The organism is Ruegeria sp. BG11, from assembly GCF_056538565.1.
In genome coordinates this window covers 107,415-122,496 of record NZ_JBQFTH010000012.1, presented here as the reverse complement: position 1 = coordinate 122,496, position 15,082 = coordinate 107,415, and the positions used below count along the sequence as shown (strand labels likewise).

Below are 15,082 nucleotides of genomic sequence, written 5' to 3'. Positions count from 1 at the left end.
ATATTTGACGGGGTGGTTCTTGCTCCGATGGCGCAGGGAATGGAGAAAACGGATGCGGAATTCTGAGCGTGCTGTAGGGCAGGCCGAACTGCGTGACGTGCGCCGCGAAAATCGCGGATTACTTTGGAGCGCAGGCATTTTCAGTATCTTCGTGAACCTGCTGATGCTGACCGGTCCGCTTTTCATGCTGCAGATTTATGACCGGGTTCTGGGAAGTCGCTCTGAAGAAACGCTAGTCGCGTTGTTTGCGCTGATGGCCTTCCTGTTTCTGGCGATGGGTGTACTGGACTGGGCCCGTGGGCGGCTACTGGCGCGTATGGGCGCGCGGTTTCAAGCCAGCCTCGACCGGCGGGTGTTCAGCGCGATGTTGATGAAGGCGTCACTGAACCGGGACGTCAAGCAATCCGACAACCAGCTCAAGGATCTCGAAGCCGTGCAACGGTTCTATGCCTCACCGACCTTTGCTGCCATTTTTGATATTCCGTGGACACCGGTCTTTTTGCTGGGGATAACGCTATTCCACCCATTGCTGGGTATTCTGGCCATCGGTGGGGGTACGCTGCTGATCCTGATCACCGTGCTGAACCAGATCACCACCAAGGGTGCAGTGATGCAGTCAACGGCGGCAAGCTATACCTCGGACAGCATGGCGGAACATCTGCATGGCGAAGCGGAACATATCCGCAGCCTTGGCATGCAGCGCAGCTCGTTCGAACGCTGGTACAAAGCCCGTGGCAAAGCATTGGATCAAAGTCTGCGGGCAAACGACCTGGGTGGTACCTTCTCGGTCACCACCAAAACCTTCCGGCTATTCCTGCAATCAGCCATGCTGGCACTTGGTGCCTATCTGGTGCTGCAGGGGCAGATGACCCCGGGCGCGATGATCGCCGGGTCGATCCTTTTGGGTCGTGCCCTGGCACCTGTCGATTTGGTCGTGGGTCAGTGGACCATGGTGCAGCGCGCCAAACGCGGCTGGGACAATCTAGTCGAACTGCTGGCCGAAGTCCCCCCCGAAACCACCCGTGTCGAATTGCCCAAACCCAAGGCGCGGCTAACGGTCAATCAGTTGACCATCGTTCCGCCCAATGCACGTCAGGCCTCTTTGCGGCTGGTGAATTTCGACGTGAAGCCGGGCCAAGCGATCGGTGTGATCGGACCCAGCGGATCGGGCAAGTCCAGCCTCGCACGCGCCCTGACCGGAGTCTGGGCGCCCGCCGGCGGCAAGATTCGCCTGGATGGGGCCTCACTTGAGCAATACGATCCCGAGAAACTGGCTCAATATGTCGGCTACCTGCCGCAGCGCGTACAGCTGTTCGACGGCACCATTGCCGAGAATATCGCCCGCCTGAACGCCAAGCTCGACGATGCCAAGATCATAGAAGCCGCCAAGAAAGCGGCGGCGCATGAAATGATCCTCAAGCTACCCGATGGCTATGAAACGCAGGTCAGCTCGACCGGCAGCCAACTCAGCGGCGGTCAGGTGCAACGCATCGGCCTTGCCCGCGCCATGTATGGTGATCCGGTTATCCTGGTGCTGGACGAACCGAACTCCAACCTCGACAACGAGGGCTCTGAGGCGCTCAACGCCGCTATCCGGCAGATGAAAGAAGACGGCCATGCTGTACTGATCATGGCGCATCGTCCAGCCGCCATTGAGGAATGCGACATGCTTCTGATGTTGGAAGATGGTGCACGCCGGGCCTGGGGCACGCGTGAGGGCGTTCTGGCCGAAGTGGTCAAGAACCACGCCCAGCTGAAGCAAGCCGCCAATAAGCCAACCGGTGTGACATGAGCAAAAAGAACAAGACGCGTTTCTCTTCTACTTTCCCAATGATGGTTGGAATTGGCATGATGGCCATTCTGATCGGCGGCTTCGGTGCCTGGAGTGTCATGGCCAGCATCTCGGGTGCGGTTGTGGCCTCGGGCCGGGTCGTCGTTGACAAGAACCGACAGGTCATTCAGCACCCCGACGGCGGTGTGGTCGAAGAGGTGCTGGTCGAAGAAGGTGACTTGGTAGCCGAAGATGACATTCTCATCCGGCTTGATCCAACATTGCTGCAATCGGAGCTGACGATTGTCGAAGGGCAGCTGTTCGAATTGATGGCCCGGCGCGGACGGCTAGAGGCAGAACGCGATGACGCTGATGAGGTCCGGTTTGACCGGATGCTGCTAGAGCACGTCAAGCAACGCCCCGAAATCGCGACTGTTGCCGCCGGACAGGTGCGCCTGTTCAATGCCCGACGCGACGCGCAGGCTAAAGAAATCGAACAGCTGCGCGCCCAGCGGACCCAGCTAAACAACCAGATCGAGGGCCTGGATGCACAGATGGACGCGCTCAGCCGTCAGCAGAGCCTGATCACGGCCGAACTGGTCAGCCAGCAATCGCTGCTCGACAAAGGTCTGGCGCAGGCGTCGCGCGTGCTGAGCCTGCAGCGCGAAGAGGCACAGCTGGCCGGAACAGTCGGCAATCTCGTGGCGCAGCGCGCCCAGACCCTTGAACGGATCGCCGAACTGGAGATCGAAGAACTGCAGATTTATTCCGCTCGGCGCGAAAGCGCCATCACCCGCCTGCGCGACCTGCAGTTCAACGAACTGGAACTGGCCGAGCAGCGCCGATCTCTGACCGAACGCCTGAATCGTCTTGATATCAGGGCACCCATTTCTGGCGTGGTTTACGACCTGCAGGTATTCGGTCGCAAATCCGTCATCCGCCCAGCTGACCCGACCCTGTTCCTAGTATCGCAGGACCGGCCGTTAATCATCGAGGCACGGATCGATCCGATCCACGTAGATCAGGTCTATCGTGGGCAGGAAGTGGTGATGCGCGTTGCTGCGTTCGATCTGCGCGACTCGCCTGATCTTTTCGGCTCGGTCACACAGGTCTCACCCGACTCTTTCGTCGACGAACAGACGGGCGCCTCGTGGTATCGTGTCGAATTGGAGTTGCCTGAAGAAGAACTGAGCAAGCTGGAGGAAGGCCAGACCCTGATCCCCGGTATGCCGGTCGATGCCTTCATCCGCACCCAAGACCGGTCACCTCTAGACTATCTCTCGGCTCCGTTGACCGACTATTTCAGCAAAGCCTTTCGCGACGGCTGATGACAGGGCCTCAGCTTAGCCCCGTAAACCGGATTGTTCCGACAACACGTCCAGTATGGCTTGCCGTTCAACACTTGCCAGAACCGAAACGGCCACCCGCCCTTACTCCTGCTATCCATCAAACAAGGAGGCATAGCGTGTACCAGAGAACGCCTCTTTCAACTCAGCATAATTCTCGATCACTTCCGACTTGAGGCGCTTGTTCTGCCGAGACATTGTTGAGTGAACCAGAGACGCCGGAATCTCTAGAAACCGGAAAACGCGCTCCATCTCTTCCTCAGTACCTGAAACAAGTTCTTCATAGGTCATCTGCAGAACCCGTTGCCTAGGAAACACCTCTGCAATTCGGTTCTCCCAGTGCTCCAACCAAGTAAAATTCTCCTGGACCCAATCAACAGGCAGGACGACGGTTTTGCCTCCGTAAGCGCCCCCGACCCACTCCCCTGTTTTGTACGCCAGCCGATTGGAAACCAAAACGGCAAGCGTGTCCTTGCGGCGCAGGTGAATAACCCGGATATCTTCACTTGCAAGCAGGTGGTCGATTAATGCGCCCGTGCCCGGGATACCGTACTTCTCACCATAGTCGCTCTCCAGGTGTCGATAGAGTAGTTTGACGCCCGTCAGCTTCTCAGTTGCCATGCGACTTAACCGATGGTCGAGATATGCTGTTGGGCCTACTTTGTTAATGCGGCGACGCACAGTCGCACTTTGCAACTGGTATTCACCGACAATTTCGCCGTGTTGGATATTTTTAGGGGTACTTTTCAGAAGTGAAACAAGAAGGTTTGATCCTGACCTGCCTGCCGAAATAATGGCGTATTTCTTAAGCTCCGGCAGAAAAATATCCGACACTCGCCCTGCCGCAGCGTGCAAACAATCTTTTATCAAAACAGAATGTGCTGGATTCATTGTATCCGTGTGATAAGCCCGGCCTCAATGCAGAATAATTGATAGCTCTAAGCGAAGCCACAAGTAAATAAGCGTCATATCTCAATTTATTACACCCCCTTCCTTGCTACCCCCAAAAAGCCAGAGCGCGCTTGATCCAATTGATCAAATATCCCGATCGTAAATCCGCTGGGCATTTGTTGTTCCAGAGCTGCGCTTACCGCCTGCGCCTGAATTTTGCCTCATTTACCCGTTAAATTTGGCTTGATTGGTCTCAGGCTCAACCTATCCGGGGAATAGGTCTGAAGTTGTGCGACTGCATTTGTGCCGGGTAGTTGCTGATGCAGCAAAGACAATCCAACCCCTTTGTTTCCAAATTAACACCCATGATTACCCCCAAATGGGGGTAGCGGCAATTCCTTCAACAATGGCTCAGTGAACATGTGCTCGGCGAATTTATGCCGACGTACTGTTTTGCATTAGGGCCGACAAGCCCGGCCCATTGATTGCAGTAATTGTTCATTTTTACCGGGGGTAAACATGTCTGACAAACTAAATGAAGCCTGGAACTCGGTTCCTGGTGCCGTCCTTATCGGCACACCTCAATCTGATAATCTAAATCTGAAAAACCCTGACAACAGCGGGATCGACAAGGCCAAGGGCCTTGGAGATAACGACTATATTCTGGGCAACAGCAATGACAACGTCCTGCTCGGCAACTACGGCGACGATTATGTACGCGGTGAGCTTGGCGATGACGTCATTGGTGGTGGCAACGGCAATGATGTCATGCTGGGCGATGGCGCAGTTTCCGACCTTATCGCTGGCGACGACTGCCTGATCGGCGAAGACGGCAACGACGTTGGTGCCGGTAACGGCGGCGACGATTACCTGAGCGGCGGCGAAGGCGAAGACCTGCTGATGGGCAATGCCGGAGACGACAAGATCATCGGTGGAGTTGGTGATGACTGCCTGATCGGCGGTGCCGACAACGACACCATGTATGGTGGTCTTGGCGATGACCTGATGTTCGGTCAAAGCGGTCGCGATCGCATGCTCGGCGGTATCGGTAATGATTCCATGTCAGGTGGCGAAGGCGACGACGAAATGTACGGCGAGGACGGCGATGACGTCATGGCCGGCAACGCAGGCATGGACGCGATGAATGGCGGTGCCGGCGAAGACACCATGTGGGGTGGCTCCGGCAAGGACGCTCTGCGCGGTGGCAATGACGATGACTGGATTTCCGGTGGCGAAGACGATGACTTCATCGCGGGTCAGCGTGGTCACGACGAGCTTTATGGCGACGGCGGCGATGATGCCATTCGCGGCAATGGCGGCGACGACTCCATCTCAGGTGGTGACGGCGACGACAACATCCAGGGCAACGATAACGAAGACTGCATCGACGGCGGTGCTGGCAATGACCTGATCTGGGGCGACAATGCCAATGGCAAAGCCTCGACCGAACTGGCCTCTGACCGGATTGACGGTGGCAGCGGAGACGACACCATTTATGGCGGCGATGATGATGACTACATCAACGGCGGTGAGGACGACGATGACATCAGCGGCCAGAGCGGCAATGATGTCATGGATGGCAACAGCGGCGATGATCGCATCTGGGGCGGCTCCGGTAACGACGAGATCCACGGCAGCGAAGGCGAGGACAATATCGCCGGCGGTTCCGGCAACGATCTGGCCGATGGCGGCTCCGGCGACGACAAGCTGCGTGGCGGCACCGGCGAAGACACCCTGTGTGGTGGCGAGGACGAAGACTATGTCAACGGCGAGAGCGGTGATGACGTTCTGTTCGGCGACGACGACAACGTCTTCTTCAACGTCGGTGGTCAGGAAGGTTCGACCGACGAACTGCGCGGCGGCACCGGCAATGATATACTGTTTGGCGGCGGCGGTGACGACCGTGACATGACCGCAGGTGAAGCAGGCTATCGCCAGGATGGTAATGACTACCGCGGTGACACTGTTGATCCCGACGCTCCGTTCGGCGGTCTGTATGGTGGCCTGGGCAACGATACCCTGCTGGGTGGCGATGGCGACGATGCACTGTTTGGCAACAAGGACGAAGACTGCCTAATTGCTGACCAGGGTGCTGACACTCTGACCGGTGGTGCGGATGGCGACGATTTCGTCTTCGGTTACCAGATCTGTGACGGTCCTGAAGTTCTTGCAGCCTATGCAAGCTTTGGTCAGGACAACGTGGTCACGGACTTCAGCTACATCAACAACGACCGTCTGGTCTTCCACAAGGCTCATGAAGGTCAGCTGGAAGCCCGAGTTGTTGACGGTGACGACATCGAAATCCTGTCGAATGCGACTGGTGACACGGTTGTAGTTGAAGATCTGTTCTCGGAACTGGGTCTGGATCTGCTCCCACCTGAGGATGTTCCTGGTGACGAGACAGAATTCAACGCGGCTCTGCTTGAGTATCTCGAGAAGACAGACTTCGGTGAAGGTAAAGGTGTCATCTACTTTGAAAACAAGTGCCTTGAAGTCGAAACCTGCGATCCGGATCGTCCGGACACCGGTTGGGACGGCACGCAGCCGGAATATCCTGCGGGTACCAAACCGCTTGACGGTTTTGCCGGCGACACTCTGCCGAACACAACCGTGCCGGACTTTGTCGATCGTTACCTCGACGATGATCAGAACGTCCAGTACGCCGGTGGCGCACTGAACTGGGATCTGCTGGTCGAATAATATGACCGGCCTACGAGAAAGGACAGAGTACCCGGTTGTGGTTTGAAGACTGACCAGGAACTCGTCCCCCGGGCACCGCCCCTGATTTCTTCAGGGGCGGTGTTCTGATTTTGTAACCCTTCGAAAAACTGTCTGGCATCGTTGCACCTCTGGTTATCGACACTCGGAGCGACATAGGTTTGAGCAAGGCTTCATGCCCTCCATACCCCAAGCATATGCGCAATCCCTCCCGGGTTGGTCAGAGGCGACATCATAGATCGGCACATGACTGACAAACTGTGCACGGCAAGATGGTGCCTCCGAAATCATCCATCCGGAAAAGGCGCTCAGCCTCGCAATTCTCACACAGCGCTTTCCTCCGCCTTGGAATAGACCCCACTCGCTTCTGGGGGCCTGACTGTACTGTTTGGCGAAACACAGAAAACCGGGCCTTAAGAAACAGGCCCGGATCTTAGAATGGAACGGAACCTTTGAGGCAGATCAGAGGAGCTGAATGTCCTCGATATTGCGGATATCTAGATCAATGGTTGTAAAGCTGAACGTATCCGTCAGCACACTGCCGTCATTGATGCTGCCCGGCGCAGGTGCATTGGCATTGACGATTGCCAAGTAAGCATCGATTTCGGCCTGAACCGCAACTGCATCGGCACCGTTCAACATAATCTCGAGCGTGTCGACACCGCTTTCACCGTCAAGGAAATCGCGTTCGCCAGCATCGGTGGCCTCGGACCAAACGAACTCATCTCTACCTGCACCACCAAGGATCGTGTCGGCGCCATCATTTGGGCTCTGGAAGCGATCATCACCGGCACCACCCGAGACAAAGTCAGATCCTTGCAAGCCGCGGACGAAATCATTTCCGGCACCGCCGAACAGGATGTCATCGTCGAACTGACCGTTCAACACATCGTCGCCAATGCCTCCAAGTGCGATATCGCCCTGACCATCCGCGTTTATAGTGTCATCGCCTTCACCACCGAGCAGCATGTCGTTGCCCGAAGCGCCACGCAGATTGTCATCGCCGCGGCCGCCTTCGACTACATCATCGCCGCCTCTGCCATTGATCACATCCTCGCCGCGTGTGCCCAATATGTTGTCACTACCACTGGTCCCATCATAAGAGGTCCCATTTTCGCCCGGCACCTCGACCAGAACGCTCACACTAGGATCGGCAGGATCAAGCGTCGGCACGTCCCCTACCTGGACCTCAACAGTTTTGACGAAGCCCGCGCCGTTGGTCACCGTATAGGTGAAAAAATCAAACCCATTGAAATCCATGCCCGCCGAATAGGTCACAGTGCCATCGGCCTCGACGACAACAGAACCGAACCCGCCGTCATTGACCTGCGCCACTGACAAGGTCCCTTCTGACAACTCGATGTCATTGGCCAAAACATCGATATTGACCGAACCGCCAGGCAGCGGGGCCGCCACTGCATCGCCCGTTCCGCCCGGCAGGATCACATCAACCGCTACAGTCATATCATCGAACTGCAGGAACTCGACATTACGCACCCGGTCCAGACCATCGACAGAATTGATCATCAACTCGCCAGTGAACAGGTTCACGATCTCGATCGTTGCGTCAGCGTAGTTTCCACCGAAGACTGCGGTATCAACCTCGCCATCGCCGTTGATATCGTCGTCGCCGGCCCCACCGATGAGGGTGTCATTTTCCGACCCTCCATTTAGGTCGTCTGCGCCCTCACCACCTTCCAGAAGGTCGTCATAGCTGTCACCGTTCAGGGTATCGTCGCCACCATTGCCGATCAGCGTATCCTCACCCGAGCGTCCGATGATCGTGTCGCTTCCTTCGCAGCCGACCAGCAGATCGAAGCCGCCAACGGGCGAGTTTTCGTCAGACTGGCTGGTACCCTCGATCAACCCACAGCGCAGCAAACCGGCGTCAAGCGTCAGGTTGGATTCACCCTCGGCCAATGTCACCACTTGCGTCATTGCATAGTCCGGGTCACCCGCCATGGTCACTGCGTCGGAATCCCGCGCATCGTCGGCACCCTGGTTGGCCGCGGTAAAGGCGAAGCCTGCCGGCAGAACAAATCCAACCTTGTAATCACCAGCCGCAAGGCCGGTGAACAGGTATTTACCGCCTGCATCAGTAACCTGCTGATCCAGTACGGAACCATCTGATGCAAGCAGATGTACGGTCACACCTTGTACGCCTTGCTCGGCACCTGAGAAGAACGGATCAAGGGCTTCGTCATTGAGGATGCCGTCGCCAAACGTGTCTAGCCAAACGGTATCGCCCAGTTCGGCTGTCATCGGGTCGGAGTTGCGGACACCAGCGTCATTGTCACCGGTGTCGGCATTGGAGACGACTTCGATACCTTCAATGACCGACGAAGTGGAATCGCCGATCGCATCGCTATCCGATGTATCGTCATTACCTACATTAGGCGCGACCAACTCCTTACCAACCAGAACATCGTCGGGGTCAGTGAACCTGACTCCATATGTGCCCGGCTCAAGTCCGGTGAACGCGTAGTTCCCGTTTGCATCCGTCACGGTAGTCGCACCAGTCGGGTTGCCAGCCGCATCCAGCAAGGTGACCAGAACCCCGGCAATGCCTGGTTCGTCCCCGTTGTTGTTATCGATGCTGTCCCCATCCGTATCGCAGAAATAGCGACCCGACAACGACCCGGGCTCGGGCTTTTCGCAGATACCCAGATCGATATCGGTTTCGCTGTCGCCAGTTACAGTAACAACGCCGGACATACCGTTTGCATCGACATCCGAGTCGATGCTGTCGTCGCTGCCTGCGTCTTGAATGGTGAATTCTGTTCCATCAGGGGCGACACCCATGATCTTGTAGTCACCGGCGGGCACGTCATCGAAACGATAATTGCCATCTGCATCGGTCTGGGTTGTCGCGACGACATTTCCATCCATATCCAGCAATTTGATCGTGACGCCTTCTTTCGTCGGCTCCGAGACAACCTCGCGCTGATCCTGACCTTCGAGGACGATATTGTCGATGCGGACAAACTCCTTGCCGTCACCACGAGCCTTGATGGTCACATCTTCCCCGTTCTGGATTGCGACATCCTTGATCACATAGGTCGAAAAGCCAGCATGGTTCCATCCGGCGCCATCGCTATCGGCATCAAGACGGATGGCCTCGACAAACTCTCCACCCACTTTCAGCTTGATGACGCTTTGCCCGTCGTCTTCGTCCTGAACCCGGATTTTCACGTCGTATACGCCGGATTTACCTTCAAACGTGGTACAAAGCGCGCCGTAGCCGCCGGCGCAGTACAGCTTTACCAGCTCTCCGCCCGAGGCTTGAGAACCCTCGACCACCTTGAACCCGTTGCTGTACATGTCTTCGGCTTCGAACGTGTAATCGCAGCCGGGGATCACCTTGATCTCACCGTTGATCCCATCGCATTCCTGATCGCAGAAAACAGTGCCTGAGATCGACCCCGTTTCCATTTTGTCACCGGCACCCAGGCATTTGTAGTCAACCCAGTTACCCCAGACATTGCAGGTCTGCACAACGGTCAGTTCAGTGCCTTCCGGAGGCACATCACCGTAGAAAGTGAAATAGTCATCCCCCCTGCCGGGCGCATTGTGACCCTCGATCTCGATTTCGATCATGTAATAGGTCTGACCATCCGACCCCTGCAAGACATGGTAGCTTTCGGCGTACATTTGCCCGCCGACCGCTTCGCCATCGACATATGCTTTTTGGCCGCTACGGTCGTTGGCATTTTCATTGCAACGGGTATCGCCGGATAGAAAAGAGTCGTTGTCCTTCGTAGACAGGCAAACGGTTGCGCTTCCAGGCATGATGAATGTGTCGCCACATCCAATGGTCCAACCATTGTCACCCTGATCCAGAAGATCGGCTTCTTTAAAAGCCGTCCACTCATATTCCTCATAGCTGTAGGTCACAGTTGTTTCCTCTTACCTATATACTCGTACTCACAAAACCTAACCCGCGGTAAGCAGGGTGCAGAACTCAGGGAGCTTTCAGAAAGCCGGTCCTCCGCAGAGAGACTGCGTTGTAATGAATTTCAGCAGCCCAAGACAGTTAAGCCTTTTAATCTGTTTAATTTTGTATTTCCGGCAGGTGAATTCTGCGTCTCGCCTGCCGGAAATAGCGTCGTCCCCCGGGTATTTCATCTTCATAAACGCTCGTGGTTCCAAGCGTCTTGAAGATTAGAAATAAGACTACGCCGCTCGTCAATATTCTCGCCTAAATTTTGACAAAATTTAAATCACTGGGGCCGAAGAGCTACATAAATCCTTGACCAAGGGAAACAATTCCGAAGGATACCGTGTTTCGTTTCCGGAAGCTCCGACCATTTGTGGCACAAATCCATCAATGAAACTCACGTTGGCGATCCTTCAGGTGGTTCGATCCCGGCAACCAGCAAAAATTGATAAAGCTTGAAGCACAGGTAGTGGAGTGCACACATATGCAGCCATGTTTTCAGATCCGGTCGCTGAGTTTCTTTCACGGCTGTAAACATGACATCGCGAGCAAAACAGCCCTGCTTGATCTGGATATCGTCACTCCGGTTCCCGATCTGGTATTGACGCGTCTTGGGCAATTGGACGGATTGGCCCAATTGTCCCCAACCGGTTCTGCCCCAGACATCTTGGGGCCGGATTGGGTGAACCCACTGCTGGTTGGCGGGCGCAGCACAGCGGCGCTGGCGGATCTGTCGGCGGCGTTGATCGTGGCATTGCAGCTATGGGCCCGGGCACCGGTGTGCCAGGCACAGGTTTTGAACCAGACCCCGGATCACATCCGGCTGGCCTTGCCCTGGCAACGCCAGCAGCTTTTGCGTGACGCAACGGATTTAATGATTACCACGCTGACAGCGCTGGCATCGGGCGGGCAAGACCTTCGCACCGAAGCGCAGCGGCACCTGTCCGGTTTCCTAGAGCGGGAGCAATCCGTTGGCCTGTCCCCTAATTCGATGCGTTTTGCCCGCGCTGCGATGGCACGAGACATGCCGGTGACAGTCCTGAACCAGCAGACTGTGCAGGTCGGTTGGGGCGCCCATGCGCGCAGGCTCCGCGGCGCGTTTACCGACCACACCGGGTCACTGGCCGAAAAGCTGTCGCGCGACAAGTATTTCTGCATACAGCGCCTAGCACGCGCGGCGCTGCCAGTGACACAGCAGCGGTTCGTGCGCACACTGGATCAGGCTCGCGCTGCAGCGGCCGATCTCGGTTGGCCCGTGGTGCTGAAACCAGTGGCTCTGGATCAAGGGCGCGGGGTGCATGTCGGGATCACCTCGGACACGGAACTGGGTAAGGCTTTTGCCGTCGCGACGAGGTTGCAGGATCAAGGCGTGGTGATCGAAGCCCTCATCCCCGGGGAAGATCACCGCTTGCTGGTGGTAAATGGACAGATGATGATGGCCGCAAAGCGCATCCCCGGTGGCATCACAGGGGATGGGTGGCAAACCGTGAACACACTGCTGGATCAGCTCAATGCCGATCCCCGGCGCGGCAGCGACCCGCGCAGCCCGCTGATCAGAATTTCCCGCGACAACGAAGCGCTGGCCTGCCTGACGGATGCGGGGCTGACGCCGGACAGCATCCCCGAGGCGGGCCGGTTCGTGCCCCTGCGCCGGACCGCGAATATCAGCACCGGCGGCACTGCCGTTGACGTGACCAACAAGGTGCACCCTGACAACCGGAATGCTGCGCTGCGCGCCGCGCGGCTGGTCGGTCTGGACATAGCGGGGGTCGATTTCATCTGCCCCAATATTTCGGTCAGCTACCGTGAGGGTGGCGGCGCGATCTGCGAGATCAACGCCCAGCCGGGGTTCCGACCTCATTGGCTGAGCACGCCTGACCGGGACATCAACGGCGAGATTTTGGAAACACTGTTCCGCGACCGCCCTTCCCGGATTCCAACCGCTGCGATCACCGGCACCAATGGTAAAAGCACCACCGCGATGATGCTGCACCATATCTGGCAGAGCACCGGGAAAATCGCCGGTGTCTGCACCACCGCCGGGACGTGGATCGGGCCAGACAAGGTGGACACGCAGAACCTCAGCGGGCTACCCGGTACCGAGTTGCTGTTCGGCGATCCCGCAGTTGAAGCCGCCGTTCTCGAAATGCCGCGCCTTGGGCTGATCCGCTTTGGTCAAGCCTGTGATCGCTATGATGTGGCGGCCTTGCTGAATGTGCAGAAGGATCATCTGGGGCAGAACGGGGTCGAGACGCTTGAAGATATGGCGCGGCTCAAAGCCAGCGTGATCGCACGAGCATATCATGCGGTGGTAGTCAATGCCGAAGACCCGCTGTGCCTGCAGGCGCTGGAGATTGTCAAAGCGCCACGCCGCATCCTAGTGGCCCAGTATGCCGAGGCTCCGGCCTTGGCCGCACATCTGGATCAGGGCGGCGACGGTATCTTTATCGCCCCTCAGGACGATACAGACTGGATCATCATGGCGCGTGGATCACAGCGCATCCCGGTCATGCCGGTTGCGGACATTCCCGCCACGCTGAACGGGCTGCTGCGTTTCAACACACAGAACGCAATGTTTGCCATTGCTCTGGCGGAAGCGCAGAACCTGCCCGGCGATGTGATCCGCCGTGCCCTGTCGGGGTTTAAAAACAGCCGCAGCATGAGCCCGGGCCGCTACAACATGATCGACGGCCTGCCGTTTTCCCTGCTGGTCGATTATGCCCATAACGAGACCGGCGTGGCCGAACTGTGCCGGGTCGTGCAGGATCTGCCCGTCACCGGGCGACGGTTGGCGGCAATACAAATCATGGGCAATGCCGGGCCGCAAAAGCTGATCAGCTGCGCCCCGTATCTGCTGTCGGCCTTTGACCGGATCGCGATGCTACCCAGCCCCGGAAGCCTGCGCAAATATGCCTATTTCACCGGCGACAACCCCGAAGAAGAGATGCGGCAACTGTCGCGTAAAACCTTGATGGAGCAAGGGGCCAGCGCCGATCAGATCCTAACCGACACCGACACGGATGCGCTGGTGGCGCGGATGCTGGATACAGCCCGACCCGATGATCTGGTGGTGCTTATGATCGCGCCCGATCTGGCTTTTGGTCACATAGACAGATTCTGCGCCCGGATCAAATTATAATCCCGGATCGATGTGCGGTTCTTCCACGGGAGCCTGGGTTCCGACCAGCAGAGGCGGCATCAGCGTGTGATACAGTTTAATGAACTGGCTTTGTCGGTTGATGCCCGTCTTGGCAAAAATCCGTTTGAGATAGCTGCGCGCAGTTGAAATCGTCAGATTGTTTTCCGCAGCCGCATCCGCCAGAGATTTTCCCGCCAACAACTGCCGTGCCAGACGTTGTTCAGCCACGGTCAGACCCATGGTTTCCAACAACCCGTCACGCAGAGCACCATCACTGTGCACATGCCTGAACACCACCAGCGCTAGACCGGAGGATGCCCCCAGAGGCAGCACACTGATGGTTTGCGGCAACCCGTCTGACACATCAAGTTGTACCACCGTCAACTTGCCCTCATCTCCGGTGGCCGCCGCCAATGCGTTTTGCAGAATCTTCTGATTCTGCGGCATCCGCGCGGCCAACCTGTCTCCGGCTAGGCACAGCTCTTTGCTGTCTCCAAGCCACTCCCGGGTTTGCTCGGTCATATACCCAACAACCCCGTTGGCATCAGTGACCACAAACCCAAAGGACAGGCTGTGCAATATGGTTTCGGGGATACCGCTGCGCGCGGCCCTCAAACGCTCACGCCGGGTCCCGGAATAGTCGCGAAGGATCTGGTCGGCATAGGTCAGGCCAATCCGCGCCAGCCTCAGCAATCCGCTTGGTACGGCCACGGAAGGTGTATTGACCAGTGCCACCACCGGAGCAAGATGGCCAACCTGTTCTCCCATTCCGATCAGATATCGTTTGGATTGAAGCCAGGTATCCGCCTCTTTTGCTAGGCCCGGCTCCCGATCAGACCCGCCCAATGCGGGATCAGGCTGCTTGCACGACAAAAAAGTGCTCAAAGCCTTGGAGACGAGGTTTGTCACCTCTGTCGCGCTCAGTTCATCGCCCGCGCGCCTCATCCCGACCCAACCGCCGACCAGTTTGCGCCGTCGCCAGTCCATAATTCCGATACAAGCGGCATTGACATCTGCCGACGCCGCCAGTCGCATCGCCATCTTCACCCGGCTATCATATTCCTGCACATTGCAATCAACTGCAGACATGTCCCCCGACTACCCCCGAAACCAATTACTGAATAAATTTTCTTCAAAAATGCCGAAACAGAATAGCAAACGCCCAAAAGCCCGGCAAGCGAGCACCCAATCTGAGACTTATAATCTCTACTGCCTTATGCTCGTTGAGAAAAATCGCATATTTTATGCAAGCCGAAGCTGAAAACCTCGTTGAGTGGTTG

At 57.0% G+C, this 15,082-nt stretch carries 7 protein-coding genes; 4 read left to right on the top strand and 3 right to left on the bottom strand.

The annotated features are described in order from the left end of the window. The first annotated feature begins 52 nt into the window (after positions 1 to 52). Complete coding sequence (locus ACR0JF_RS18865) at positions 53 to 1,792, top strand: type I secretion system permease/ATPase (RefSeq protein WP_480669639.1); 1,740 nt, start codon at positions 53 to 55, stop codon at positions 1,790 to 1,792. Next, a complete protein-coding gene (locus ACR0JF_RS18860; protein ID WP_480669638.1) occupies positions 1,789 to 3,099 on the top strand; it encodes an HlyD family type I secretion periplasmic adaptor subunit in 1,311 nt (436 codons plus the stop codon). Before ACR0JF_RS18865 ends, ACR0JF_RS18860 begins: the two co-directional genes overlap by 4 nt. 111 nt (positions 3,100 to 3,210) lie before the next feature. Here the strand turns inward: ACR0JF_RS18860 and ACR0JF_RS18855 are convergent, their stop codons facing one another. Beyond that, positions 3,211 to 3,951, bottom strand: a complete 741-nt coding sequence (locus ACR0JF_RS18855; protein WP_480669637.1) for a sulfotransferase — start codon at positions 3,949 to 3,951, stop codon at positions 3,211 to 3,213. 576 nt (positions 3,952 to 4,527) lie between these two features. On the opposite strand from ACR0JF_RS18855, the gene ACR0JF_RS18850 reads away from it, so the two are divergent. After that, entirely contained in the window at positions 4,528 to 6,708 is a 2,181-nt protein-coding gene (locus tag ACR0JF_RS18850) for a calcium-binding protein (RefSeq protein ID WP_480669636.1), read from the top strand. A 480-nt stretch (positions 6,709 to 7,188) separates the two neighbouring features. Here ACR0JF_RS18850 and ACR0JF_RS18845 read toward each other — a convergent pair whose 3' ends face one another. Beyond that, on the bottom strand, positions 7,189 to 10,620 hold the full coding sequence (locus ACR0JF_RS18845; RefSeq protein ID WP_480669635.1) for an SdrD B-like domain-containing protein: 3,432 nt from the start codon (positions 10,618 to 10,620) through the stop codon (positions 7,189 to 7,191). 527 nt (positions 10,621 to 11,147) lie between these two features. On the opposite strand from ACR0JF_RS18845, the gene ACR0JF_RS18840 reads away from it, so the two are divergent. Beyond that, positions 11,148 to 13,802, top strand: coding sequence for a Mur ligase family protein (locus tag ACR0JF_RS18840; RefSeq protein ID WP_480669634.1), 2,655 nt, complete (start codon positions 11,148 to 11,150; stop codon positions 13,800 to 13,802). On the opposite strand, the gene ACR0JF_RS18835 is transcribed toward ACR0JF_RS18840, so the two are convergent. Next, positions 13,797 to 14,891: a helix-turn-helix transcriptional regulator gene (locus ACR0JF_RS18835; protein WP_480669633.1), complete on the bottom strand. Its 1,095-nt coding sequence runs from the start codon at positions 14,889 to 14,891 to the stop codon at positions 13,797 to 13,799. The genes ACR0JF_RS18840 and ACR0JF_RS18835 overlap by 6 nt on opposite strands. Between the last annotated feature and the right edge of the window lie 191 nt (positions 14,892 to 15,082).

Excerpts from the sequence above, each read along its gene's own strand:
- ACR0JF_RS18835 (WP_480669633.1), bottom strand. The coding sequence starts at position 14,891 with ATGTCTGCAGTTGATTGCAATGTGCAGGAATATGATAGCCGGGTGAAG.
- ACR0JF_RS18865 (WP_480669639.1), top strand. The coding sequence starts at position 53 with ATGCGGAATTCTGAGCGTGCTGTAGGGCAGGCCGAACTGCGTGACGTG.
- ACR0JF_RS18840 (WP_480669634.1), top strand. The coding sequence starts at position 11,148 with ATGCAGCCATGTTTTCAGATCCGGTCGCTGAGTTTCTTTCACGGCTGT.
- ACR0JF_RS18860 (WP_480669638.1), top strand. The coding sequence starts at position 1,789 with ATGAGCAAAAAGAACAAGACGCGTTTCTCTTCTACTTTCCCAATGATG.
- ACR0JF_RS18850 (WP_480669636.1), top strand. The coding sequence starts at position 4,528 with ATGTCTGACAAACTAAATGAAGCCTGGAACTCGGTTCCTGGTGCCGTC.